Origin of the sequence: Allobosea sp. 2RAB26 (genome assembly GCF_052115465.1) — a bacterium.
Taxonomy (GTDB): domain Bacteria; phylum Pseudomonadota; class Alphaproteobacteria; order Rhizobiales; family Beijerinckiaceae; genus Allobosea.
Genome location: NZ_JBFRGS010000015.1, coordinates 150,577 through 175,300 on the forward strand (window position 1 = coordinate 150,577; position 24,724 = coordinate 175,300).

A 24,724-nucleotide genomic window follows, 5' to 3' on the forward strand; every position below is an offset into this window, starting at 1 on the left:
GAAAACCGCAATCCACTTTTCGGGGCGATGCTTTAGGCGACACTGCCGGTCATCAGGGTCGACGAACGGCCGCTTCCCGCGCAGGCGCCGTTCCCTGCACGAAAACTGCACAACAATCCTGAGATCCTGAGCTTTCTCAGGACCGGCGCTGCAATCGGCTGCGGCATCTCTGCGGCATGGCAGAGATCGTCGCTCCCCGTTCCCTCACATCAAGGCTGCCGCGCCGGCTGGCCGCCGATGGCTGGTGGCTCGTGGCCAGACCGCTGCCTGCCGAGACCGCCATCCTGGCCTTTCCCACTCCGCCGCGCGGCCCCCGCGCGCCCGAATCCTCGATCAGCAAAGCCCCATGCCCATGTCCTCCCCTTCAGCAGAACCCCTAGAGCCGATATCCTCCCTGCCAGCGGAGCTGACGGCATCGCCGTCCGCGGGCCGCGCGACGCGCTGGCTCGCGACCCGGCTCGGGCTCGCCGCCGGCCTGGTGCTGCTCGCCGATTTCCTGTTCTACGGCCATTGGCTCGGCATCTCGCTGGCCTATTTCCTGGCGGCGCTTGCCATCGCTTCGCTCTGGGCGAACCCAATCCGCGCCGGCGCCGGCAGGCGCATCCTGGCGCTCGCGGTGCTGGGGGCGGGGCTGCTCGCCATCGCCGAGGAGGTCAGCCTGCTGTCTTCCTTCGTTGCGATCCTCTGCACGGCGGCCTTTGCCGTCATTCTCAGCCAGCAGCAGGCGCGCTGGCAGGAGCTGCTGCGGCAGGCGAGGGCGATGCTGCTGTCCGGCGCCGGCGGGCTAAGGCGGGATATCGGCCGTGTCGGCCGCCTCTCGGCACAGCGTCGGCGCGCATCCTCCGGCAGCGCCTGGCTCATCGGCTGGATCGTGCCGCTGGTCCTCGTCTGCGTGTTCGCGACGCTGTTCGCCTCTGCCAATCCGCTCGTCGAGATCTGGTTGAGCCGTATCGACCTCAGGCTGCTGCTCGATCTGCTCTCGCCCCGGCGCGCCGCCTTCTGGCTGATGGTGCTTTGCCTGGTCTGGCCGATGTTGCATGTCCGGCTCGCCCGCAAGCGCAAGGCGACGGCGATCCCGGCAACACCTAAGACCAAGACCGAGCCCGATCGTCACGGGCTTCTCGGCGACACGGCGATCCTGCGGTCGCTCGTCCTGTTCAACGCGCTCTTTGCCGTGCAGACCCTGCTCGACATCGCCTATCTCTGGGGCGGCGGCGCACTGCCGGACGGCATGAGCTATGCGGCCTACGCCCATCGCGGCGCCTATCCGCTCGTCGTCACGGCGCTGCTCGCGGCCGTCTTCGTCATGGTCGCGATGCGGCCGGCTGGCGCCTCCGAGCGTCATCGCCTGGTCCGGCCGCTGGTCCTCGCCTGGGTCGGCCAGAACATCATGCTGATGGTCTCGACGCTGCTGCGGCTCGACCTTTATGTCGAAGCCTATTCGCTGACCTGGCTACGGCTCGTCGCCTTCATCTGGATGCTGCTCGTCGCGCTCGGCCTGGTGCTGATCATCGTCCAGATCGTCGGGCGGAAATCGGTCAACTGGCTCGTCTCGGCCAATGTCGCCGCCCTGGCCCTGGCGCTCTACGCCTTCTGCTTCGTCAACACGCCGGCGGTGATCGCCAACTATAATTTCCGCCATTCCCAGGAACTGCGCGGCACCGGCGCGCGTCTCGACGCCACCTATCTGACATCGCTCGGTCCCCAGGTGATCCCGGCCTTCGACCGCTACGCGCCGCGCATTGCCGCCGTCGGCCGCACGGTTCCCGGCTGCACCTGGGCCAGCAGCCAATACACGCAGGGCAGCCGCGTGCGCATGGCCGATCGGCACCGCTGGGAACAGGCGGATTGGCGGGCCTGGGGCTTTCGCGCGTGGCGCCTGTCGCGATACTTGGCTAACACTCCCACCGCCCCGCTCGGGGGCACGAGCAGCCCCGGCCCCAGCCGGCCAGTGACAGGCACGTGACGATGGCGCCCCGCATTCTTGTGGTCGATGACGACAGTCATATCCGCGAGGTCATCTGTTTCGCACTCGAAAAGGCCGGCATGGCCACGTCGATCGCCCGGGACGGCGTGCAGGCCCTGGAGAGCTTTCGACGGCAGCCGGCCGATCTCGTCATCCTCGACATCGGCATGCCCGAGATGGACGGGCTCGAGGTTTGCCGCCAGCTCCGCAAATCCTCGGACGCGCCGATCCTCTTCCTCTCGGCACGGGACGAGGAGATCGACCGGGTGCTCGGCCTCGAGATCGGCGGTGACGACTATGTCACCAAGCCGTTCAGCCCGCGCGAGCTGGTGGCGCGCGTCACGGTCATCCTCAGGCGCACGCGCACCGGCCGCTCAGTCGGGGCCGTGTCGGTGGAGCCGCTGTCCTGGGGCGCCCTGCGGCTCGACCCCGAGTCGCATCTCGCCAGCTTCGCGGGCAGGGCGCTGCCGCTGACGGGGATCGAGTTCGCGATCCTGAAGACTTTTGCAGCCCGCCCTCGCCAGGTCTTCAGCCGCGAGCAGATCCTGGACAGCGCCTATGGCGGCGCGATCCATGTCGCCGACAGGACGATCGACAGCCATATCCGCAACATCCGCGCCAAGCTCGCGGCATCGGGCTGCGGCAGCGCCATCGACACCGTGCACGGCGTCGGCTTCCGGCTTGGACGCTGCGAGGCCGGGACGTGACGGTCTCTGCCCTGTCCCCGACCCAGGTCGCCGCGAAATGGCGGCCCAATCTCAGCCTCATCGTCTTCCTGATGCTGACGGCGGTGCTGGCTTTGCCTCTCGTCGGGCTATTCTTCTTCCGGATCTACGAGAACCAACTCGTCCACCAGACCGAAGCCGAGCTGATCGCCCAGAGCGTGGCGCTCACAGCTGCCATCCGGCGCGATTTCGAGAGCAACCTGCCGAGCGACGTCGCGCTGGGGGCTCACGTCCCGGCAACGCCGTCCTCGCCGCCGGACGAGCCGTTCAGGCCGATCCTGCCCAGTCTCGACCTGACGCGCGACAACCTGCTGGGCCGCAGGCCGGACGCGAAACCCGCGCCCGAGCCCGCCGGCGCAGCCTTCAAGGCTGCCGGCGAGCGGCTTTCGCCGCTGCTCCTGGAGACGCAGACAATCACGCTCGCCGGTTTCCGCCTGCTCGACCCCCACGGTGTGGTGATCGCGGGCCGAGACGAGATCGGCCTGTCGCTCGCCCATGTCGAGGAGGTCGCCAAGGCGCTGCAGGGGGCGTTCGCCGCGACCTTGCGGCAGCGCGTCTCGAGCCATGCGCCGCCGCCGCTCTACTCGCTCAGCCGCGGCACCAGCATCCGCATCTTCACGGCGACGCCGATCATCCTGCGGGATCGCGTCGCCGGCGTGCTTTACGCCTCGCGCACGCCTAGCAATGTCTTCCGCCATCTCTATGAGGAGCGCGGCAAGGTCGTGCTGGCCGGCCTCTCCGTCGCAGCGCTCACCTTGCTGATCGGTCTCGCCTTTCACCGCACCATCACCCGGCCGGTGCATGAGCTGATCGCGCGCACGACAGCCATCGGCCATGGCGACCGCAGTGCCATGCGGCCGCTGACGAACCACGGCACTTCCGAGTTCGCGCGCCTGTCGCAGAGCTTCCTCGACATGGCCGGCAGCCTGAACAATCGCTCCGATTTCATCGCGACCTTCGCGGCCCATGTCTCGCACGAGCTGAAATCGCCGCTGACCTCGATCGAGGGCGCCGCCGAGCTGCTGCGTGACGATGGCGCCGGCGACGGGCCTGCGATGAGCGAGGCGAAGCGCCGGCTCTTCCTCGGCAACATCATCGCCGACACGCATCGCCTGACCGCGATCACCAACCGCCTGCGCGAACTCGCCCGCGCCGAAAGCACGCCGACCGGCGGCACGACCAGCCTGTCTCCGGCAATCGCCGATCTGCAGCGGGATTTCCCCGGCCTTGCGATCCGTGCCGGCGGCGATCTCGACAGCGCCATCCGCATCTCGGTCGAGAATCTGCGCATCATCCTCAGCCATCTCACCGACAATGCGCTGCGTCATGGCGCGAGCGAACTCGACGTCGTCGCAGCCACCGAGGTCGACCGGCTCTGCCTCACCCTGCGCGACAATGGCGGCGGCGTGTCGCCAAACAACCGGGCGCGGATCTTCGACAGCTTCTTCACGACGCGCCGCGACAGCGGCGGCACCGGCATGGGATTGTCCATCGTCCGCTCCATGCTGAATGCCCATGGCGGCTCGATCGCTCTTCTCGACGACGAGCCTGGCACCACCTTCGCCCTGGCATTTCAGCGGGTGACCGAGGCGGAAACCCATGTCTGAGACAAGCGTGTCTGAGACGGGCCAGCGCTCGCGCGGGGTGATGATCGCCCTTTGCCTCGCGACGATTGCCGCGGGGTTGCTCCTGCGCCGTTTCGGGATGGGGCTCGGGCTGCCGTTCGGCGTCGTGAAATATGGCGGCTCGCTGCTCTGGGGGATGATGGTCTACATCCTGCTGACTATCATCGCCCGGCGTCAGCCGGCATCCCGGCTGGCGATCCTTGCCGCGCTGATCGCGCTCTGCGTCGAGCTCAGCCGCCTCTATCACACGCCCTGGCTCGATGCCTTCAGGCTGACGACGCCAGGCGCGCTGCTGCTCGGGCGCGTCTTCTCGCCCTGGAATCTGGTGGCCTATGGCGCCGGTATCGCGCTGGGTTCGAGCATTGACCGGCTCATCGGGCGAGCGCGTTCGCCAGAGAGCCCCTGACCGGGCCAGGGCCTCACGCTGGCAGGACGGAGACGGGCCGGGGCACCGAGGCTGCGACCCGCCTGATCAGGTCGAGCGCCCAGAGCGAATTCCGCGCCCGGCTCACGGCCAATGGCGAGATGTGAAGCCGCGAAGCGGCGCCCACCATTCTGCCTTCCTCCAGCACCATGGTCAGGTTGAGGTCGAGCTTCCGCCAGATCAAGCCGCGCAAACGGCTCAGCCGCCGCCGTGATTGAGCCGGCAGCCAGTCGCGAGGACAACAATCCCCCGCCAATTGACCCGTTCCGCGGCTTCCTCACATTCTTGCCCAACCGGCGTGATCCGGTCCGGCGCGTTCAATGGAGGAACCAGATGCGATCGATGATGCTCGCCCTTGTCGCTCTTTCACTGCTGGGCTGCAGCGGCTCCCCGCAACCCCGGGGCGTCGCCCGCGACCTGACACAGGGGACGGCGCAGTGTTCCAAGCACAAATGGGGCACTTCGGAGATGGCCGAGTGCCTCGATCGCGCGACCGGCAACCAGTCCGCAACGGCCCCCGAGGCCAAGGCGGGCCGCAGCGGCTGAGATCGGGGCGTCGCAGGCTCAAGCCCGCGTTTCGCCCGCTGCCTTACGACGCCGGTCGTGGCGGCGGGCCGCCAGCGACGACAGGCTCTGCACCTGGAAAGCGCACGACGTTGGAGTGCGTGCTGCTGCGTTGAGCGCGGGCAACCGCTTCGAGGAGCAACTCGACGGCGCGCCGAAGTCGGTCATCCTCGGGGTTGTCCCCGTCCAGCGTCAGGAAGGCGTTGATCAGATAGGCCCGGGCCAGTGGGTAATTGGTGCGCATGGCCGCCTCCCTTACAGCGAGAGGGTCGCGCCAAAGGACGAGCGTTTTGTAAATGGGACCGCTCGAATTTGAGCGATCGCCCGGCAAGGAGCGCTCTCGATGTCGGGCCGCGCCGAACGGAGAATGCATGGCGCGACGGTCAGGACCTGACCCGGCGCGCCTCTCGCGGCGCGGGGGCGCTCAATCGACCTTGGTGACCGGTGCCGGCTGCCACTCGCCGCGCTTCACCGCGTCCTTCGGGACATAGGTTCGGAAGGTCAGCGAGAACGGCTTGCCGTCGGGGGCCGGAAGCCAGTTCGAGTCCGGAACACCGGCGACGGGCTTCAGGCCGATCCCGATCTTCAGCGAACCGTCTGGCTCCTTCGCCAGGCTTGAATTGGTGTTGAAGTTGAAGCGATTGAGCGGGTTTGCCACCACGCGGTAATCCGGCACGCCGACCAGGATCACCGACCAATAGGCATCGACCACGGATTGCGGAAGCTTGTCGGCGGGGAAGTGCATGACATAACTGTTGCTGCCGTTGAGCGGCTTCTCGTCGGCATCGCGGGTGGCGATCAGGTAGACCGCTTCATCTGGTGTGTTGGCCCAGATGCCGGCGAAATTGACCGAGGTGCGCAGCCAGAAATCCTTGCCGTAATTGCCCGCCTGGCCGGCGCCGATCCAGTGATTGCGATAGGGCGCGCTCTTGGTCAGGGCGTATTCCTGGAAGGCGGGAATGACCTTGCGCAGTTGCGTGTCGACGGCGGCGCGCGCCTCCTTGCCGGATGCGGCATAGGCTGCGACGACCCGGACCTTCTGCTGCATCTCGGCGGCGTTCGGCGCGACATCGAGCGCGCTTGCGAGCCTGGCATCGACATTGTCGAAGATCTCGACGCCGATCAGGTCCTTGTTCTCGAACAGGGGCATGGCCGGCGGCGGCTGGATCACCGGCTTGCCGAGGGACCTGACCTTGAACTGGCGCTGAAGCTTCACGGCCCCTTCGGGATCGCCCTTGAGCTCGACCCGCGCCAGCATCTTGGCCTTGCCGGAATGCAGCTCGATGCGCCCCGCACCGGCCGGAATCTTCGCCGTCGAGCCGGGCTTGACCAGCGCAAACGTGCCGAAGGGTTTTGAGGGGAAGGAGCGATCGTTGATGTTGACGATCACCTCGCCCCATTCATCGAGAATCTCGGCGGTGTAGTAGCGTCCCTTGACCTCGGGCACCTCGAGCAGGACGGGCGTCTTGTCGTCGACGGCGAACCAGGCCTCGAGATAGGCGACGTCGAAATTGGGATTGACGAAATCGGCGGAGCCCAGCGGGTTATACTTGATCGCGTTATAGGCGAAGCCCGGCCCCTTCCGGTCGAGATGTTCCTGCCGGATCACGAAGGCCCGGCCGAGCAGATAGACATAGGCGTCCGCGATCATCTTCTCGTCCGGCGCCGCCGTGCGCGCCGGGGCTTGCGCGAGGCCCGGCCCGTTCAGCAGGGGGCTGAACGCCAGGAAGGCGAGCAGCGTCGTCACATGTCTGCGGTGCAAGGTCATTGGCGCGCCCTTCGAGGCTTCGTGATCACTCAGGCCGTCCATCGCGCCAAACGATCGGCACGAGGCCGGCAGCGACGGTGACAGGACGGACGATCGACGGGATCGCTGAAGGAGCCGGAAACGTCAGGGCGCCAGAAACATGCGGCAGAAGTGCAGGTCTCAAGAACGCAACTCCGCCGGCCCGATCACCATCGATCGATCCGACCGTCCTGCAATCGCGAGTTGCGGTCAAGGCCGTGCCACGCAGGGTAATCGAGCTATCAACACAGGGCCGAGTTCGGCGCGCCTGGCGCGGCTCAACTGGCGCGCATGCGATCCTGGGAACTCTGCTCCATCAGCCCCGGCAAGCCGCCTTTGCCCGTTCCACAGGGCCGCGCTCCAGCCCCGGGCGATTGCGGCTTCAACATTCGCGGGAGCATGGTCGATGAAGAACAGCTCGTGCGGCGCAAAGCCTGTTCGCGCCTCGATGGCGGCGAAGAAGCCCTGGGCGGGCTTCCCCAGTCCAGCGCCGCCGCATAGTGAATGGCGTCGAAATGGTGTTCGAAACCGAGCGTATGCCAGATCGCGCGCGCTCATGCTCCTGGACTGTCGCGAGATGCAAGGCGAGGCTGCGCAAGTCTCCCTGGAGAGGCCGAGATCGCGTTCGAGATGGGCCGCCCACCCCCTTGGATCGGGGTGTACGATCAGCACACCATCAACATCGACCATCACCGCCTTGAAGCGCATTGCGTCAGGGTAGGAGGCCATTGCGCGCATGAGAAGAGCCGGACCCATCTTGGCGGAGCCGCAAGCCCGGATTCGACCTGGCGACCCCGGTCGCGATACGGCGCCCTCGCGATCAACCGCGGACCTCTTCCCGGCCGCTCGAAGCGGCGCGGCGAACGTCCGCAGCGATATCGGATCGGTGTCGATCGAGCCAGGCGGTCGCCTCGGCGCTATCGACACGACACTCGAAGGTCGGCCAGGACGGATCCTCTCGCGACTCGATCTCCAGCCGGTCTCGGGCATAGCGGATCAGCTCGCGGAGCGCTTCATATCCGAGCCGGCCCTCGAGGGCGTCGGCGATCCAGGGCGCCGACCAGGCCCGTTTGGCGAGAAGCGCAATGCTGGCCGGATCGGCCTCCTCGAACCAGGGGGTGGCGTCGAACTCGGACTGCATCGCCTCATCGGCTGTGTGGCACGTCGCGTGGATCATGCTCCGCTCCTGCTGGTCGGACCCATCATCTGCATCATAGCCCAGCAGGAGGCGCGATGCGCGCGTTTGAACACCACTTGAGCGGCTGCGCGGCGCCTGAACTCCGGCCAACCAGCACAGGATGCTGGCCGGCCCCGCGATGATCCGGTATCATCCACGGGCATGCCGCTCTCTGGGGCGGGTCTTCGCCAAAGCCCTCTCCCAGACCATGCTTTCGGCGCGCGGAGCAGTATTCCCGCCAGCGTATTCGGCTGGTCGCAGCGCATTCCGGCGCGACAGGGAGACCACCAGGCAATCCCACGGCGAGTGACATGCCTCGGATCTGAAACCGCGCAGAGCAGGAGGTAGCCATGCTCGTTCGTGACGCTATGACCGCGCATGCGGAATGGATCTCTCCGGACATCTCGCTGACCGAGGTCGCGCGCAAGATGCGCGACGCGGATATCGGATGCCTCCCCGTGGGAGAAAATGATCGTCTCATCGGAATGATCACGGATAGAGACCTTGCCTGCCGTGGCTGCGCCGAAGGGGCCGATCCCAACACGACAAAAGCGAGAAAGGTCATGACGGCGGGTATCACCTGGTGCTTCGAGGATGATGACATCAGGGATGCGACGCGCCGCATGACGGACAAGCAGATCCATCACATGCCGGTGATGAACACGCAGAAGCGGATGACTGGCATTCTCTCTCTGTCCGATTTGGCGCTGAGAGCGCCGAAGGATTTGTTCGGCGAGGTCACACGGCTTGTTGCCCGCGACGCATCGCGGCACGCTTCCGAACCCATGGCCCACTAGCTGTCCAAGCCCGGACGGCTTTTCATCCGGGACTGGGCCGAGAGGCTGGGGTTGCAAAGCTCCGCTTCCTGGCCCGGACACGCCGGGATGGCAGGGCCAGCATCCTGGCCCTGCCGGTTAGACGCCCATGCCAACCTAAGAACCGGACTCCATCAGCAGGTCGGCAAGCCGGCTTTGCCCAGTCCACAGAGCCGCGCTCCAGCCCCGCGCGATTGCGGCCTCAACATTCGCCGGGGCGTCGTCGATCAGGAACAGCTCGTGCGGCTCAAAACCTGTTCGCGCCTCGATGGCGGCGAAGAAGCCCTGAGCGGGCTTCGCCCAGCCCAGCGCCGCCGCATAGTGGATGGCGTCGAAATGGCGCTCGAAGCCGAGCGTGTGCCAGAGATATCGTGCGCGCTCATGCTCCTGGACTGTCGCGAGATGCAATTCCAGGCCGTGCGCTCGCAGCTCCGCCAATTGTCCCAGCAGGTCCCGATCGACGTGGGAATCCTGTTCGAACCAGTATCGGACGAGGGTGCCCGCATTCACTGTCGCGCCCATTTTCGCCAATGCGGGCTCAAGTCGCGCATGGAGATCAGCACGGCCATGGATGATGTCGGGCCAATGCGGGGCGAAGAACTCCGCCTGCAAGGTCTCCCTGGAGAGACCGAGATCACGTTCGAGATGAGCCGCCCATCCCCTTGGATCGGGATGTACGATCAGCACGCCGTCGACATCGACCATCACCGCCTTGAAGCGCATCGCGTCAGGATAGGCGGGCATCCTGCTCGTGAGAAGAGCCGGAATCGCCCCTGGCGGGAGCAGCGTGCAGCGTCGCCACCACTCTAATACGCCGTCCAGCCGCCATCGGTCGCGTAGGTGCCGCCGGTGAGGTTTGAGGCTTCGTCCGAGAGCAGGAAGAGCATGATCGCGACCTGTTCCGCCGGCGTCGCGTCGCGCTTATGGGAATCGGCCGCCTGCAGCAGGCTGTCGGCCTTCAGCATGCTCATTCTCGGGCCGCCGCCTGTGTCCTGCAGCTTCCTGGTCACGAGCTCCAGCGCGCGCTCGACCATCGGGGTTGCGGTCTGGGCCATGTTCACCGAGTTGATGCGGATCCCATAGGCGGCATAGTCGATCGCGGCCGAGCGGGTGAGGCCGGTCACCGCGTGCTTGCTGGCGACATAGGCCGGATTTCCGCCGAACCCGGTTAGCCCGGTGACCGAGCCGACATTGACGATGGCGCCGCCGAGATTCTGTTTCACCATCTGCTTGAGCTCGGCGCGCATCGACTTGAACACGCCGGTCGCATTGGTGCGCAAGACATTGTCCCAGTAGGCGTCCGTGGCCTCATGGATCGGCGCGAAGAGCAGGTGTTTTTGCCGCTCGTATTCGATCGGCGCGCCGGAATAGACGCCGTCCATGACGCCGGCATTGTTGATGGCGTAATCGAGCCGGCCGAAGCGAGCGACCGCGACCTTCACCATCTGCTCGCAGGTCTCGGTGTCGGAGATATCGCCGAAGACGAACTCCGCCTTTCCGCCTGCCTTCGCGATGGCGTTCATGTGTTCGGAGCCCTGTTCCTGCAACCAGTCGGCACCGACGACATTGGCGCCCTCGCGGGCGGCACGCTGGGCCGCGAGCGCGCCCATGCCGCGCGCGCAGCCGGTGACGATGAGCGTCTTGCCCTTGAAGCGCTCGGGGATGAAGTAATCCGGGCTGAGCGGCGCGACGTCCCTGGTACCGATGCCGCGCTTGCCCGTCTGGGCCTGGGCTTCCGCGGCAAGCGAGAGCCCGCCGGCTGCGCCGGCGGAGGAGGCGAGCGCGATGGCCTTCAGCAGATCTCGGCGTTCCATCGATCGGTCCCTTCCGGTTCTGGGCGGCACGGCGGACAGTGGCAATGCGTCGGGACGAACGGCGGCCGCCTCGGGACTGCCGGGGGCGGCGACATGACCATGGGCAGCGACCTCCCGCAGCGGGAACAGGCTTTTGCTCAGATCGACGATTGTATCCGACGCAGCGCGACCTGGGAAAGGCGAGGCTGTACCGGCATGGACGCAACTTCTACTAGAGGCTTTGTCTCAGCAGCGCGACGACGGCGACCCCGGCGAGCGCTGCCGCGAGGTCGCTGCCGCTCGCTTTCATGACCAGGATGGCCGCGGCGAGACCTGCGCATTCCGGGACGCGTCCCTGGAGTACGACCGGCGCCATGATGCCCGTCATGACGCCGATGGGGAGGGCTCGCAGCGCCGCTTCGCGCCTGGGCGTCAAAGCAACGAAGCGCATGAAGAAGAACCCGCCGGCGCGGCAGAGATAGGAGGCCGCCGCCATCACCACGAGCGCGATCGCGAAGCGCTGGTCGAGGCTCACGGCAGGGCCTCGCTCGGGGCCGGATTGCGGAAGAGCAGGGCGCCGGCTGCGGCTGCGGCAAGTCCGCCGGCGACGATGATCCAGCCGCTGGAGACGAAGGGAGCGAGCATCACAGCCGCAAGGCCGGCAGCGAGCACCGGTCCGAGATCGGCCTTGCCCTTCCACATCCCGATGAGGAGCGCTGCTGAAAAGGCGATCAGCATGAAGTCCAGGCCGTAGCGCGCCGGGTCGCCGATCAGGCCGCCGCTGAGGCGGCCGATCAAGGTGCCGAAAATCCAGGGCGCGAACATCGCGATCCCCGAACCCAGCACGAAGGCCGCATCGTCCTGACCGTGTTCCCGCTCGGCCATCGCCAGCGCCCAGTTGCCATCGCCGAGGAAGAACAGGGTTCCGTAGCTTGCGAGCGGCGGCGCTCCCGCGAGCCAGGGGCGCAGTGCCGCGCCATAGAGCACGTAGCGCGCGTTCATCAGCACGATAGCGGCGAATAATGGCAGCAGCTGCGCCCCGTCCCGCCAGACCTGAAGAGCCGCCATCTGCGCCGAACCGGAATAGATGAAGATGCTGGTCAGGACGGATTCGAGCGCGGAAAGCCGTGCCTCCGTTGCCAGGATGCCGAACACGACGCCGTAGAGGAGCACGCCGGGAGCCAATGCCTGGGCGCGGACGAAGCCGTGCTTGAAGCCGGAGAGGGTGAAAGGCGATCGCGCACCCGATGCCATGTCAACTCTTTCTAACCTTTTACAAGGTTAGTATTGTCGAGCAGCCATCGCAGCTGTCAAGTACGTCCGGCAAGAAGGGAAATCTGGTTTGATCCAGCCGGCCACCGACCCGCGCTCCTATGCGACCCATCCCCCGCTAGCGTTGGGGGGAGCGCTTTGTCTCGACTTCATCAACACGACGGCCTGGCGGGGCGACCCGGCGCGAAGCGCAGAGCGGCTGCACGACTATGCCGAACTGGTGCATTGGGCCACCGGGCTGGAACTCATCGACACGCGCTCCGCCGCGCTGCTTTTGGATGAGGCCGAGGCGAAAGTCCGGGCAGCAGAGCAGGTCCACGGTTTGGCGCTGCGATTGCGGGGAGAGATCGAACAGGCCCTCGATCCGGCGCATGCCGGCCTGGCGCGGCTTGTCGAGGTCGAAGCGTTGCTGCGCGACATCGAACGCGTGGGGCAGCTCGTCGACACTGGTGCAGCCCGCATCCATCACTGGCACCCCAGCGGATCACCGCCGGATCTGCGGCTGCCGCTGCTGCCGGTCGCGGTCTCGGTGCTGGAACTGGCGGCGTCGCGCAGGCGATATCATCTGCGCCGCTGCGCCGATCCGAGCTGCGGCTGGGTCTTCCTGGACGAAACGCGCAACCAGTCACGCCAATGGTGCTCGATGGAGGGCTGCGGCAACCGCGCGAAGGCGCGCGCCCACTACGCGCGCCGCAAGGCGCGCGGGTGAGGCTCGACGGACGATGGGCTTGTCAGTCCGATCCTTCCGGCGCGTCGTTCAAGCCATCGGGCCTGGAATTCCGACAGGATCGTCGGACTGAGGCCGGCGCTCGGGCCATAGCGCGGCAGTGGTCTGACCATTCGGCGCGCCATTCAAAGGCGAAGGCGCGCTGCCATTCCCGCTCTCGTCGACCGCGGTCGCCCTGTCGGGCGCCGCCGCATCCGGCGTCAGTGGCCGAGGAGGGATCGGTACAAGCTCAAGTACCGGTCGGCCATGCGCTCCACCGTAAAGCGCGCGGCAACGGAAGCCCGGCAGGCTGCGCGATCGATCTCTCCGATGCGGTCGACAGCCGCGACCGCTTCATCGACGCTGTCGACCAGGAAGCCCGTGACGCCATGCTCGATCAGCTCCGGCATCGAGCCTCGGTTGAAGGCGATGACTGGCGTGCCGCAGGCAAGCGCTTCGACGACGGATAATCCGAAAGGCTCCTCGAAGTTGATGAGGTGAAGCAGCGCCCGCGCCGAGCCCAGCGTTTTGGTGCGCAGCGCCCCGCCAACAGGTCCGAGATAGGTGACCGACCGATCGTCGAGGGCGGGAACCACCTGCACCGCGTGATAGCCCTCGTCCTGGACGATGCCGGCCATGACCAGCCGCCGCTCTGCCCGGCGTGCCGTCGCGATCGCTTCGGCCGCGCCCTTATCGGGGTGGATGCGACCAAAGAAGAGCAGGTCCTGGCTGCCATCAGGGTCGAAGGGAAAGTCCTCGAGCCGGATGCCATGATGAATCACGGCAGCATAGCGCAGGTCCCGATGGCGATCGGCCTCGCTGATCGCGACATAATGGACGCGATCCTCATAGGTCTTGAAGACGGGCAGGATGCGGTCCGACGAGAAGCCGTGGATCGTCGTCACGACCGGCGTCTCGACCAGTCTGGAGAATGCGAGCGGCACGAAATCCGCCTGATTGTGGATGAGGTCGAACTCGCCTGCGCGCTCGAAGACATGGGCAACATGCAGCATCTCCCAGACCTTGGCGTCGATGGCAGGGTCCTCCGAATAGGGCGCCGGGCAAAGACCCGCGAGCGTGCCGGAGGTCTGGCTGTCCCCGGTGGCAAAAAGCGTGACATCGACGCCGCGCTCGACCAGGGCCTCGGTCAGGAGGCTGGTCACCAGTTCCCATGGACCGTAATGGCGGGGCGGCGTCCGCCAGGAGATCGGCGCCAGCATGGCGATGCGCAAGCGGTCGTCCTTCCCTCGTTCTGGATCAGGCGGCAAGGATGACGCCTTCGTCTGGCCGGAGCAGCAGCACATCGTTCTCGATGAGGGGCGCCGCGGCGAGCGTCGAAAGCAGCAAACGGCAACCGGTTGTGTCCCTGGGTAACGCCAGGCGCTGCGGCTGTCCGCCGAGATTGAGCGCGATGATCAGCCGCTGAGCGCCCTCGCGCCGCTCATAGGCAAGGACGTCGCCGTCGGATTCCAGCAGCGCGAAGGCGCCGACCGCCAAGGCCGGATGGTCGCGCCTGAGTGCCAGCAGCTGGTGATAGAGCCGGAGGATCGAGGCAGGCTCCGGCATCATCCGCGCGACATTCCGCGTCGGCCAGTCCGCATTGAGTGGCAACCAGGACTGGGCCGTGCTGAAGCCCGCATGGGCGCTTCCATCCCACGGCATCGGCGTACGCACCGGATCGCGGCCCAGGCCGAGCCCGGGTTCACGCAGGCCGCGCGGGTCGTGCAGCTGTTCGGGCGGGATTGGGACATCGCTCAGACCGAGTTCGTCCCCGTAGTAAAGCGTCGGAGCGCCCCGCAGCGTCAGAAGCAGCATCGCCGCGACGCGGGCTTGAGCCTGTCCAAGCCTGGTGGCGACGCGGGGCCTGTCATGATTGCCAAGCACCCAGTTCGGCCAACCGCTCGGCGGAAGTGCCGCCTCGTAAGTGGCGATGAGCGCAGCCAGCGCGCGCGCCTCCCAGACGGCCTCGATCAGTTGGAAGTTGAAAGGCAGATGCATTTCCGGCCGTTCACGTCCGTAATAGTGCATCAGGCGATCGACCGGCAGATAGATCTCGCCGATCAGCACGCGCTCACCGCGCCCGGCCGCGCCGTACCCGTCGGCAATCGCGCGCATCTCGGCAGCGATCACATGGACTTCCGCCTGGTCGGTCGAATGGAGCTGGAGCACGCGGTGCATCTCGGCGAGCGCGGGGTGATAGGCCGGGTTCGGCGGATTGTCCGGGAAGCTCCCTGCCTTGATCAGGTGCCAGAGTACGTCGATACGGAAACCGTCCACGCCACGGTCGAACCAGAAACGCATCACGTCGTACATCGCAGCCTGGACGGCGGGGCTGCGCCAGTTGAGGTCCGGCTGCTGCTTCAGGAAGGCGTGGTAGTAATATTGGCCGGTGGCTTCGTCCCATTCCCAGGCCGAACCGCCGAAATCGCTCACCCAGTTATTGGGCGGCCCGCCATCGGGAGCGGCATCGCGCCAGAGATACCAGTCGCGTTTCGGATTATCGTGCGAGGAGCGGCTCTCGACGAACCAGGCATGCCGGTCGGAGGTGTGGTTCGGGACGAAATCGAGCAGGATCTTGATCCCGCGCGCATGGGCCTGGGCGAGCAGATCGTCGAAATCGGCGAGCGTGCCGAAACGCGGATCGATGTCGCAGTAATCGGCAACGTCATACCCGAAATCGACCATCGGCGAGGGATAGATCGGGGAAATCCAGATCGCGTCGATCCCGAGGCCGGCGAGATAGTCGAGCCGTTGCCCGATACCCCTGAGATCGCCCATGCCATCGCCATTCCCATCCTGAAAGGAGCGGGGATAGATCTGGTAGATCACACCGCTCTGCCACCAAGGCGCGGTCATGGGAGCGGGATGCCAGGAGCAGCCGCAGCGGCGGCGCGGTCGAGCGCTTCCTTGTTCAGCCGCTGATCCTTGAAGCTGGCGGAGTTGGCGTCGCGGGCTTGAATGATGGCCTCAGTCTCTGAGCTGATCCGGTTGCGCGACAGGGATCGGGTTTGCGTCTTGAGGGATGCGGTTTCCGCCTGGGTGCGGGCTCTGGTTTTTTCGGACAGTGGCTTCTCCCGATCGGTGCTAAGCCAATACCATCGGCGGATATGAAAAAGGCCAGGCGTTGAACCTGGCCCTTCCTTCCAACCTCATGACCGACACCAGTACATCCGTGGCTATCGGTGAGGCTGAATGGCGATTACGCGGCTTGCAACTGCTCGGCGGCCATCTTGCCGGATTTGGCGTCGCGGACCGCTTCATAGCCAAGCTTCTGGCCTTCGACGATCTCGCGCATACCAGCGCGTTCGATGGCGGAGATATGGACGAAGACGTCCTGGCTTCCGTCATCTGGCTGAATGAAGCCGAAGCCCTTGGTGGAATTGAACCATTTTACTGTGCCGGTGCTCATCACGAACTCTCCTTCTGGCAATACTTGTCGGCCACCGAGCGAATGCCCGATGGGTTCACCACGATTTTCGAAGGGGGTTCGTCAGGCGCGCATAAACACGCGGAGAAAACAGCCAACAAATTATCGACAATCAGACAGTAAACGAATTATCGAAAAAGTAAACAACAAGTTTCATTACGGAAGAAATCAAATAACAAGGTGCTGGGCTCCAATAATTTTTCGACGAAATTCAAGATTTTCGAGAAAGAATTGACCCTGTTCAGCGATGCCCGTTCGTCATGACGTGAAATATCGGTGCCGATGATGCCGAAATTGCCGAGGAAGCCCGGAAAGCTGAGAGCCCGCCTGAGGATGATCTGGGTTGGCGGAGCGCCCGCTTGAGCCGCTGCGCTCGCTGACGGGGAGCACGGGCTGACCCGTGAGTTGACGAGGCCTCAGTGTAAATTTCAAAGAACAGCAGAGAATGGCACTGCGGTGAAAAGAAAATCTGTGATCGAAAAAGATGATACTGTTGGTCATCGGACAATTTTATTCCGATGAGGAAAGATAAAAATCATGAAAATCCCTGCAGAACTGAAGCCGGCCGCCTGGGGCGCCGTCGGTGGAGCTGTCGCGCTTGCAATTATCGGCTTCAGCTGGGGCGGCTGGGTCACGCAGGGTAGGGCGGAGCGCGACGCCGCGGCGCGTTCCAGCACGGCGGTGATCTCCGCCCTCTCGCCGATCTGCGTGGTCAGGTTCCAGCAGCAGGCCAACGCGACAGAACAACTTGTCGAGCTGAAGAAGATCGGCTCGTGGCAGCAGGGCGAGTTCATCGCGAAGGGGGGATGGGCGACAATGCCGGGTAGCTCGTCACCCGATTCCGATGTCGCCAAAGCCTGTGCCATCGCTCTCGGGCTGACCAAGACCTGAGGTCACTCCGGCGTCGGGTTGCCGCCTGCGGGTGACCCCTTGTCTTCGTCCGCGGATGGGCTGCCTTCGATGTCGATCCGCGCGCGACGGCGCTCTGCCCGTTCAGGCCTTCGGGAACCAGATCAGCCCGGCCGGCTTCGGGACAAGGCCGATTGGCTTGCCGGGCTCCAATCCCCTGGCATCCTCGGGCGGAACGCTGGCGACGATCGCGTTGCCGTCGCCGAGCCGGGCATGGAGATTGGCGATCGCGCCCTGATAGGAGATCTGCTCGACGGTGGCCTTGAGGCTGCCCGGGGATGCGTGATCGGCAAGCGCGATCGCCTCCGGCCGCAAGAGGGCTTCCCCTTGGGCCCCGGGAACCGCCGCAGCACCAGGATCGAGCAGGCGCATCTCCAGCCCGGCCGCAAGCTCCGCGACGGCGTCCTGTCCCTCACGGCGCAGGATGCGGCCGGCGAGGAAGTTTGCCCTGCCGATGAAATCCGCGACGAAGCGATTGGCCGGCCGTTCGTAGATCTCGCTGGCCGAGCCGATCTGCTGCAACTGGCCGTCCTTCATCACCGCGATCGTGTCGGCGATGCTCATGGCTTCGGTCTGGTCATGCGTCACGAAGATCGAGGTCAGCCCGAACTCGCGCTGCAGACGCGACATTTCGAGGCCTGTGCTCTCGCGCAGCTTGGCATCGAGATTGGAGAAGGGCTCGTCGAGAAGCAGGATCGACGGGTTGATGACGAGCGCGCGGGCGACCGCCACACGCTGCTGCTGGCCGCCCGAAAGCTGGCGTGGAAGCCTGTCTGCGAGGCCCGACAGCTTCAGCTTGCCCAGCATCGCGGTGACGCGCTGTTCGCGCTCGGCGCGCGCCACGCCGCGTCGGCGCAATCCGAAGGCGATGTTCTCGGCGGCGCTCAGATGCGGGAACAGGGCGTAGTTCTGAAACACGAGGCCGGTGTCGCGCTTATGCGCCGGAAGGGTCGTGATGTCGCTGTCGCCGACGCGGATCGAGCCGGATGTCGGCGCGATGAAGCCCGCCACCATCCGCAGCGTCGTCGTCTTGCCGCAGCCGGAAGGGCCGAGCAGGGCGAGCATGCGGCCTTGCGGGATTTTTGCGCTCATGTCGGCGACGGCGACCGCCGAGCCATAGGTCTTGCGCAGGTTTTGAAGCTGGATGTCCATGGTCAGTTCCGGCGGCCTCCGAAGGTGCCCAGCAGGTGATAGAGGATCATCAGGCCGAGCGTCGCCAGGACGAGCAGGCCAGAGACCGCTGCAACGGATGGCTCGAAGCCGAGCTGGACCGCCGAGTAGATCATGACCGGCAGCGTCGGAGCCCCGGGCTCCGCCAGGAACAGCGCCAGCACCACCTCGTCGAAGGAGGTGATGAAGGCGAGAACCGTGCCGGCGACGATGCCGGGTCGGACCACCGGCAGAACGACCAGGAAGAAGGCGGCGACCGGCGAGGCCCCGAGATTGCGCGCGGCCTCCTCGAGGCTGCGGTCGAAGCGGCGCAGCACCGGCAGCGAGACGCGCAGCACATAGGGTGTGCAGACGATCACATGCGCGGCAACGAGCTTCCAGGAACCGGCAAGAAGCCCGGTGCGCGTGAAGAACAGCGTGAGCCCGACGGCGAGCACCAGGGTCGGCAGGATGAGCGGCGAGAGGAAGATGGCTTCGAGCAGCCGCCGGCCGGGAAAGCTGAAGCGGGTCAGCGCATAGGCCGCCGCGACGCCAATGGTGCAGGCGATCAGCGCGCTGACGAGCGCAATGCGCAGGCTGACGGCGAGCGCCGAGAGATAGCGCGTGTCATGCAGCGCGGCGGCGTACCATTTGAACGTCAGTCCCCGCGGCGGGAAGGCGAGATAGCCGGTATCTCCGAGCGGCGCGGCGACGACGACGAGGATCGGCAGCAGCAGGTAGACGAAGGCGAGTACGGCCAGCAGCAGCAGCGCGAAGCCGAGCGGTGAGCGGAAGGAGATCGTCATCGCGCCGCCTCGCGTTCGCCACGGCCTTCGAGCAGGGCGCCATAGGCCAGGGACAGCGCGAGCACGGTGACCAGCAGTATGGTCGCCAGCGCCGCGGCAAAGGGCCAGTCCAGCAGCTCGATCGCCTGTTCGTAGATCGCCGTCGCCATCACATTGGCCCGCGCGCCGCCGACCAGGCTCGGGGTCGCGAAGGCGCTGATCGCCAGCGAGAAGACCAGGAGCGAGCCGGCGACGATGCCGCCGCTCGCAAGCCGCAGCGTGACGAGGCCGAGCGCGACGCTTGGCCGGGCACCGAGGCTCATCGCGGCATATTCCAGATCGCGGTCGATCGACTTGAAGACGCCGTGCAGCGTCAGGATCATCAGGGGCAGCAGCACCTGCGCCAGCGCGATGATGACGCCGGACATCGTATACATCGTCTGCACCGGCCGGTCGGCGAGTCCAAGCGCCATCAGGCCGTGGCTGAGGAGCCCGTCGCGGAAGAACAGCACCATCCAGCCGAAGGAGCGCACCACGGCGCTGACCAGCAGGGGGAAGGTCGTGAGCAGCAGGAGAAAGCCCGCCCAGCGCGACTGTGCGCGGGCGAGCAGATAGGCGGTCGGCACGCCGAGCACGAGCGTGATCGCGGTCACGGCCGCACCGAGCCCGAGCGTGCGCCCCAGGATTTCCCAGTAATAGGAATCCCCGGCAAAGCGCTGATAATGCGCGAGCGTGATGCCGGTCGCGTCGCTCGCGCTGATCGCCAGCAGCGACGCCTGCGGCCAGATGAAGAAGACCGCGTAGACGAAGGCGCAGGGAGCAAACAGGAGGACGGGCGCGAAGAGCGCCCACCGCGGCCCGCTGCTGCGCGTCGCTGCCTTGGTCACCGTGCGATTTCCCGGTTCCAGCGCTCGATCCAGGAAGCGCGCTTGGCGTTGATCTTGTCGCGGTCGAGCTGCGCGAGCTTGTCCACCGAAGGAACCTCGCCGGTCAGATCGGCCGGCAGTTTGGTCTCGGGGTTCGAGGCGGTCCAGCGCATCGCGCGAGCGATTTCGATTTGTGCCTCGGGCTTCAGCATCGCGTCGATCGCGGCATTGGCGATGTCGGCATTCTTGGCGCCCTTGGCGACGCAGGCCGTGATGAAGACCGCCGGGCTGCCTTCCTTCGGCGTCGCAAAGGCGACCGGCAGGCCGGCCTGCTGCAGTTTGAACGTATTGCCGGTGTCGTAGGGCATGATCCAGATATCGCCCTGGCCGAACAGCGTCGGCAGGTCGGAAGCCGCCTTGAAGATCGTCTCGCCCTTGATCTGCTTCATCGCCTCGAAGCCGGGCTCGATATTGTCCTCGCTGCCGCCAAAGGCCTTGGCGAGCATGACGAGGAAATCGACACCGTAACCGTTGGTGATCGCCGGAAAGGCGATGTGACCCTTGTATTCCGGCTTCAGGAAGTCCTTGTAACTCGTTGGCGGAGTGGGAATTTTGTCCTTGCGGTAGACGATTCCTTCGGCGATCACGGCCCAGGTCACCCAATGGCCGTCCGGATCCCTCAGCCCCGCCGGGATCTGTCCAAGCCGGGAGACGCCCGAGAGCGGCTGGCTCAAGCCCTCGCTCTTGGCGAAGGCTTCCTGGCCGCCCGAGAACTGGAACAGGTCGATCTGTGGGTTGCCGGCCTCGGCCTTCATGCGGGCGAGCGCAGCCGCCGACTGCATCGGTACCTGCGTCGACGAGGCGCCGGTCGCCTTGTCGAAGGGGGTGAAGACGGCCGACTGGATGATGTCCATGGTCGAACCGCCGAAGCCGGAGCTCACCAGCTTGCGTCCGGCGAAGGCTTGGGCCTGGGCCTGCGCCGAGGAAAACGGCAATGCCGTCGAGGCGGCGAGCGCTGCAAGAAGCTGGCGCCGGTCAAGAGAGCTGGTACCCATCACGATCCCCTTTGTTGGACCGGGCATCCGAACCCGGTCTGGTATTACCGAGTTCAAGTGCAAGGCTCAGGCCGCGTCATATCCCTTGGTCCCGACCAGCTCGAAAACCTGGTCGCCATTGTAGATCGGCATATGCGGGCGGCGGATCGAGCCGACCCAGGCCTTCTCGACCGGGCAGCGCACCTCCTCGACGACATCTCCGAAGAGATCGACGATATCGGCCAGATGCTGGTCCTTCACCACGTCGTCGCCAGGCCCGACCTTTGGAATGAACAGGCCCCCCTTGATCGCCTTGTGATGGATCGCGTCGCCGCCGAGGCGGAACTGCGCCGGCAGGACCGGCGCGCCCGGCAGCATGCCGCGCGCCTTGCAGACGTTGAAGATCGCCAGGGTGAGGCGATCGAGATCCTCGGCGGTCACGCGGGCGCCGCCGCCGCTCTCGACGATGAGCGAGGGCTTGCCGCTCCTAGTGTAATGCGTGAAATGGCAGCCCGACAGGCCTTCCTCGAGCGAGTTCCAGACATTCGGTGCGCCGCAGGCGCGTCCCAGCCGCTCCGATTCGATGCCCTCGGGCGTGCCGTTATTGTGAAACAGCGTGTAGTGGCAGGTGATCGTGAGATCGCCGCCCGAATGCAGGTCCAGCATCGCGTCGGAATGGGCCAGCGACAGATCGAGCAGCCGGTGGGCGAGCTGATAGGTGTGGTGGCCGCGCGGATCGCCGGGGAAGACGCGGTTGAGGTTATAGCCGTCCTGCGGGGTGAGCCGGTTGTAGCCGCGGAAGCCGAGCGGATTGGCCAGCATCAGGCAGACTACCCGGCCGGAGAGCTCCTTCAGGTCCACCGTCTTCAGGAAGCGCTGGATCGCGAGCGGGCCAACCACTTCCGGGCCGTGGATGCAGGCCTGGAGCCAGAGCGTCGGACCGTCCTTGCGCCCTTCGGCGATCAGGACCGGCGAGTAGATCGCGCCATCCGGATAAGAGCCAAGCTCGACATGGCCGCGGGTGATCTCCCCCTTGGCCGGTTTGGCTGTCCCGATCATCATTGGCTCCGCTCTCTCGTTCGCGGCTGTGCAGTACGTGCTCGCTGTTGTTATGTATCCTGAGTCGTCCCATATATGTCAACACAGTTATCTCTAATGGAACAGCAATGAGCTCGCTCGAAAATGGACTGCGCATTCTCTCCCTCGTAAGCGAGGAGCGACCCGTGTTGCGCGTGGGCGAGGTCTGTCGCGAACTCGACATGCCCAAGGCCTCGGTCTCGCGGCTGCTCAAGACGCTCTCCGAGGCCGGCCTTCTGGAGCGCGAGGAGCGCGACCAGGGCTATGTCGTGGGGGGAAAGGCGCTGGATCTGGCTGCGCTCTATCTCGCGCGGCACAACCTGCTCGATCTCGTGCGGGTTGCCATCGACGATCTGGTTCGCGAATTCGGCTTCACCGGCCATGCCGGAATCGTCGCGGGTCACGAGCGCGTGCTGCTCGTCGCGCAGCAGGGCACCTATGCGCTGCAGCACACCGGCTCGGTCGCCGAGCGCAAGCCTGCCTTCGATTCGATCATCGGACGGGCGATCCTGGCGCGCCTCGATGACGCGCAGGCGCTGGCGCAGCTCGATGCCCAGGGCAAGCTCGGCATCCGCGCCCGCATGAGCGACGACGAGGTCAGGGCCGAGTTCGCCGCCATCCGCAAGGACCGGATCGCCCGCTCATCGAGCCTGATCACGCCGGGTATCTCCTCGATCGGCGCAGCCATTGCCGATCCGGGCCGCAACGAGATCATGGGCCTGTGCCTGTCGTTTCCGACGATTGCGGCCGATGCGGCGATCCAGGACCGCATCGCTTTGAGCGTCGCAAGGCATGCGCAGGCGATCGGCCTGCGCATGCGCGATCCGGTCTGGCTGCAGGGGGACTGACCGGAGCGGCCGGCGGGGCGTTTCAGCGAGCCTCGCCCTGGGCGCGAGGGGGCATCGCCCGGGCCGGATTGGGCGCGGCTGGTCTGCGCTCAGAGGCGCCGCGACCGCGATGGCGGGGCGGATTGGGGGGCGCCAGGCCCGCCAGGAAGCGGCCATGCTGCTCCACGCCGCGCGTGAGATGAGCGTCGAGGCGTTTGGCGAGGGAATGGAGCAGGGCCAGGAGTTTGAGGGTACGCTTCAGCATGACGGCACGCATTCTGTCGGTGCGCATCGCTTCACGGGATGCATCTGACAGATATTGCGCGTCATCCTGCTTGCGATGTGCTTCTGCAGAGCGCGCCATAAACGCTCCATAAGCCACCCGCCGGGCGGTTCTGCGCCCGGCATGTCAGTAGGGTTTGGGCTTGTCGATGCGAGCCCGGCCGGGCGCTCCCGGACACGCGGCGCCCTTACGTGAGGCCCATGCCGATCCGCATCGAATCCTTATGCCGAACCAGCCGAGACTGTGACGGTGGTCGCGCCTGACCATCCTCCCGAGCGGGACATGCCTGCCGGGACGATGGCCCGCAGCGACGCGCCACGATCGATGGTCTGACAGGGTGAGGTTTCCGATGGATCACTGGCTTCGCGGGATGTTCACCCCGTTGGTGACGCCCTTCAGCGGCAATAGCCTGGACGAACCAGCCTTCCTGCGGCTGGTGGATTGGCAGATCCAGGAGGGGGCGGACGGCATCGTTCTCGGCTCTGCCAGCGGCGAAGGCTCGACGCTCACGGACGAGGAGCGCATGCGCTTGCTCAGGCTGGCGCGGGCCGCCGCGGGGCCGGTCTATCCCATCATCGCGGCGGCCGGGTCGAACGCGACGGCGCAGAGCATCGCAGATGTCCGCAACGCCACCGCGGCGGGAGCCAATGCGATCCTGCTGCGTCTGCCCTACTACAACAGGCCGACCCAGGCCGGTCTCGTCCAGCACATCCTGTCGGTTGCCGCTGCGACCCCCTTGCCGCTGATCATCGACAATGATCCCGAGCGCTGTGCGGTCGAGCTCGCGCCCGAAACCCTGGCCGAACTGGCGGCGACGCCGACCATCATGGGCGTGCTCGAGCGTCGCGGCGACGTCGCGCGCTGCGACCGGATCATGCGCAGCTGCAGCCGGCATTTCATGCGCCTGACCGGTGCCGGCGACACCATCCCAGCCTATCTTGCCTCCGGCGGCTGCGGTGCGATCACCAGCATCGGCAATCTTGCGCCGCGTCTGCTGGGCCGGATCAGGGAGGCCTGCCGCATCGGCTCCTTCGAGCAGGCGCAGATCCTGCAGCGCCGCCTGGTTCCGCTCCTCGGCCTCACCGCCCGGGAGCCGGACCCCGTCGCCATCAAACTGGCATTGTCGCTCCAGCATCCCGGCATCAGCCCCGCCTGTCGGTTGCCCCTTGTCACGGCGGCCGCGTCGCTCGTCGAGGACCTGACCTATGCGCTCGATGATCTGCCCCGGCCGATCAACGGCCGCGCGGTCCATCGGCTTTCCGCCGCCTAGATCATCGGCCCGAAATCGCTTCCGGCCCGATGATCTAACCCTTTGTGTTTGCATCGGCTTTCCCGAAAACCGCAATCCACTTTTCGGGCCGATGCTTTAGCAGGCTGTTGAAGAAGTCGTCCTAGGGCGGGCGATGAAGGTGGAATCGTCACCGTTGTGGACGCGGATTTCGCCCTTGAGGGAGCCGTCCGTTTGAAGTTTGGCCCATCCGTCGCCCGAGACCTCGTCCATCTCATCATTGCCT

At 65.9% G+C, this 24,724-nt stretch carries 27 protein-coding genes; 11 read left to right on the forward strand and 16 right to left on the reverse strand.

Annotated features, from left to right (window positions below; all coding sequences use genetic code 11):
- Nucleotides 1–346 precede the first annotated feature (346 nt).
- From AB4118_RS25375 to AB4118_RS25390, 4 genes are all read left to right on the forward strand, one after another.
- Complete coding sequence (locus AB4118_RS25375) at nt 347–1,966, forward strand: DUF4153 domain-containing protein (protein WP_441492344.1); 1,620 nt, start codon at nt 347–349, stop codon at nt 1,964–1,966.
- A gap of 2 nt (nt 1,967–1,968) precedes the next feature.
- On the forward strand, nt 1,969–2,673 hold the full coding sequence (locus AB4118_RS25380) for a response regulator (protein ID WP_441492371.1): 705 nt from the start codon (nt 1,969–1,971) through the stop codon (nt 2,671–2,673).
- A 71-nt stretch (nt 2,674–2,744) separates the two neighbouring features.
- Complete coding sequence (locus AB4118_RS25385) at nt 2,745–4,298, forward strand: sensor histidine kinase (RefSeq protein ID WP_441492372.1); 1,554 nt, start codon at nt 2,745–2,747, stop codon at nt 4,296–4,298.
- Entirely contained in the window at nt 4,291–4,722 is a 432-nt protein-coding gene (locus AB4118_RS25390; RefSeq protein WP_441492345.1) for a ribosomal maturation YjgA family protein, read from the forward strand. The genes AB4118_RS25385 and AB4118_RS25390 overlap by 8 nt, the downstream gene beginning before the upstream one ends.
- Nucleotides 4,723–4,735: 13 nt before the next feature.
- Here the strand turns inward: AB4118_RS25390 and AB4118_RS25395 are convergent, their stop codons facing one another.
- Nucleotides 4,736–4,933 carry a hypothetical protein gene (locus tag AB4118_RS25395; protein ID WP_441492346.1) on the reverse strand — a complete coding sequence of 66 codons (198 nt, stop codon included), beginning with the start codon at nt 4,931–4,933 and terminating at the stop codon, nt 4,736–4,738.
- A gap of 140 nt (nt 4,934–5,073) precedes the next feature.
- Here AB4118_RS25395 and AB4118_RS25400 point away from each other — a divergent pair, with 140 nt between their 5' ends.
- Nucleotides 5,074–5,286: a hypothetical protein gene (locus AB4118_RS25400; RefSeq protein ID WP_441492347.1), complete on the forward strand. Its 213-nt coding sequence runs from the start codon at nt 5,074–5,076 to the stop codon at nt 5,284–5,286.
- 43 nt (nt 5,287–5,329) lie between these two features.
- Here the strand turns inward: AB4118_RS25400 and AB4118_RS25405 are convergent, their stop codons facing one another.
- The 3 genes from AB4118_RS25405 to AB4118_RS25415 form a co-directional block, all read right to left on the reverse strand.
- A complete protein-coding gene (locus tag AB4118_RS25405) occupies nt 5,330–5,548 on the reverse strand; it encodes a hypothetical protein (protein WP_441492348.1) in 219 nt (72 codons plus the stop codon).
- 180 nt (nt 5,549–5,728) lie between these two features.
- A complete protein-coding gene (locus AB4118_RS25410; protein WP_441492349.1) occupies nt 5,729–7,072 on the reverse strand; it encodes a DUF1214 domain-containing protein in 1,344 nt (447 codons plus the stop codon).
- Between the two features lie 838 nt (nt 7,073–7,910).
- Nucleotides 7,911–8,267 (reverse strand): hypothetical protein, encoded by a 357-nt coding sequence (locus AB4118_RS25415; RefSeq protein ID WP_441492350.1) that lies wholly within the window; start codon nt 8,265–8,267, stop codon nt 7,911–7,913.
- Nucleotides 8,268–8,617: 350 nt separating this feature from the next.
- Between AB4118_RS25415 and AB4118_RS25420 the strand changes: the two genes are divergently transcribed.
- A complete protein-coding gene (locus tag AB4118_RS25420; RefSeq protein ID WP_441492351.1) occupies nt 8,618–9,064 on the forward strand; it encodes a CBS domain-containing protein in 447 nt (148 codons plus the stop codon).
- Nucleotides 9,065–9,199: 135 nt separating this feature from the next.
- Here the strand turns inward: AB4118_RS25420 and AB4118_RS25425 are convergent, their stop codons facing one another.
- The 4 genes from AB4118_RS25425 to AB4118_RS25440 form a co-directional block, all read right to left on the reverse strand.
- On the reverse strand, nt 9,200–9,826 hold the full coding sequence (locus AB4118_RS25425) for an HAD family hydrolase (protein ID WP_441492352.1): 627 nt from the start codon (nt 9,824–9,826) through the stop codon (nt 9,200–9,202).
- Between the two features lie 62 nt (nt 9,827–9,888).
- On the reverse strand, nt 9,889–10,896 hold the full coding sequence (locus AB4118_RS25430) for an SDR family NAD(P)-dependent oxidoreductase (protein WP_441492353.1): 1,008 nt from the start codon (nt 10,894–10,896) through the stop codon (nt 9,889–9,891).
- Between the two features lie 211 nt (nt 10,897–11,107).
- Complete coding sequence (locus tag AB4118_RS25435; RefSeq protein ID WP_441492354.1) at nt 11,108–11,410, reverse strand: AzlD family protein; 303 nt, start codon at nt 11,408–11,410, stop codon at nt 11,108–11,110.
- Nucleotides 11,407–12,129, reverse strand: coding sequence for an AzlC family ABC transporter permease (locus AB4118_RS25440; RefSeq protein ID WP_441492355.1), 723 nt, complete (start codon nt 12,127–12,129; stop codon nt 11,407–11,409). The genes AB4118_RS25435 and AB4118_RS25440 overlap by 4 nt, the downstream gene beginning before the upstream one ends.
- An 88-nt stretch (nt 12,130–12,217) precedes the next feature.
- Between AB4118_RS25440 and AB4118_RS25445 the strand changes: the two genes are divergently transcribed.
- A complete protein-coding gene (locus AB4118_RS25445) occupies nt 12,218–12,856 on the forward strand; it encodes a CGNR zinc finger domain-containing protein (protein ID WP_441492356.1) in 639 nt (212 codons plus the stop codon).
- Between the two features lie 218 nt (nt 12,857–13,074).
- On the opposite strand, the gene AB4118_RS25450 is transcribed toward AB4118_RS25445, so the two are convergent.
- The 3 genes from AB4118_RS25450 to AB4118_RS25460 form a co-directional block, all read right to left on the reverse strand.
- Nucleotides 13,075–14,085, reverse strand: a complete 1,011-nt coding sequence (locus AB4118_RS25450; protein ID WP_441492357.1) for a glycosyltransferase family 4 protein — start codon at nt 14,083–14,085, stop codon at nt 13,075–13,077.
- A gap of 25 nt (nt 14,086–14,110) precedes the next feature.
- Nucleotides 14,111–15,709, reverse strand: a complete 1,599-nt coding sequence (locus AB4118_RS25455; protein ID WP_441492358.1) for an alpha-amylase family glycosyl hydrolase — start codon at nt 15,707–15,709, stop codon at nt 14,111–14,113.
- 343 nt (nt 15,710–16,052) lie between these two features.
- Nucleotides 16,053–16,262, reverse strand: coding sequence for a cold-shock protein (locus AB4118_RS25460; RefSeq protein ID WP_113518820.1), 210 nt, complete (start codon nt 16,260–16,262; stop codon nt 16,053–16,055).
- Nucleotides 16,263–16,817: 555 nt separating this feature from the next.
- Between AB4118_RS25460 and AB4118_RS25465 the strand changes: the two genes are divergently transcribed.
- Entirely contained in the window at nt 16,818–17,171 is a 354-nt protein-coding gene (locus tag AB4118_RS25465; protein ID WP_441492359.1) for a hypothetical protein, read from the forward strand.
- Nucleotides 17,172–17,273: 102 nt separating this feature from the next.
- Here the strand turns inward: AB4118_RS25465 and AB4118_RS25470 are convergent, their stop codons facing one another.
- The 5 genes from AB4118_RS25470 to AB4118_RS25490 form a co-directional block, all read right to left on the reverse strand.
- On the reverse strand, nt 17,274–18,341 hold the full coding sequence (locus tag AB4118_RS25470; protein ID WP_441492360.1) for an ABC transporter ATP-binding protein: 1,068 nt from the start codon (nt 18,339–18,341) through the stop codon (nt 17,274–17,276).
- A 2-nt stretch (nt 18,342–18,343) separates the two neighbouring features.
- A complete protein-coding gene (locus AB4118_RS25475) occupies nt 18,344–19,144 on the reverse strand; it encodes an ABC transporter permease (protein ID WP_441492361.1) in 801 nt (266 codons plus the stop codon).
- Nucleotides 19,141–20,010 carry an ABC transporter permease gene (locus tag AB4118_RS25480; RefSeq protein ID WP_441492362.1) on the reverse strand — a complete coding sequence of 290 codons (870 nt, stop codon included), beginning with the start codon at nt 20,008–20,010 and terminating at the stop codon, nt 19,141–19,143. Before AB4118_RS25480 ends, AB4118_RS25475 begins: the two co-directional genes overlap by 4 nt.
- Nucleotides 20,007–21,044, reverse strand: a complete 1,038-nt coding sequence (locus tag AB4118_RS25485; RefSeq protein ID WP_441492363.1) for an extracellular solute-binding protein — start codon at nt 21,042–21,044, stop codon at nt 20,007–20,009. Before AB4118_RS25485 ends, AB4118_RS25480 begins: the two co-directional genes overlap by 4 nt.
- 66 nt (nt 21,045–21,110) lie before the next feature.
- Nucleotides 21,111–22,082, reverse strand: coding sequence for a succinylglutamate desuccinylase/aspartoacylase family protein (locus AB4118_RS25490; protein ID WP_441492364.1), 972 nt, complete (start codon nt 22,080–22,082; stop codon nt 21,111–21,113).
- A gap of 107 nt (nt 22,083–22,189) precedes the next feature.
- Here AB4118_RS25490 and AB4118_RS25495 point away from each other — a divergent pair, with 107 nt between their 5' ends.
- The 3 genes from AB4118_RS25495 (at nt 22,190) to AB4118_RS25505 (ending at nt 24,480) form a co-directional block, all read left to right on the forward strand.
- Complete coding sequence (locus tag AB4118_RS25495; RefSeq protein ID WP_441492365.1) at nt 22,190–22,948, forward strand: IclR family transcriptional regulator; 759 nt, start codon at nt 22,190–22,192, stop codon at nt 22,946–22,948.
- Nucleotides 22,949–23,102: 154 nt separating this feature from the next.
- A complete protein-coding gene (locus AB4118_RS25500) occupies nt 23,103–23,240 on the forward strand; it encodes a hypothetical protein (RefSeq protein ID WP_441492366.1) in 138 nt (45 codons plus the stop codon).
- A 319-nt stretch (nt 23,241–23,559) separates the two neighbouring features.
- Complete coding sequence (locus AB4118_RS25505; RefSeq protein ID WP_441492367.1) at nt 23,560–24,480, forward strand: dihydrodipicolinate synthase family protein; 921 nt, start codon at nt 23,560–23,562, stop codon at nt 24,478–24,480.
- The last annotated feature ends 244 nt before the right edge of the window (nt 24,481–24,724 follow it).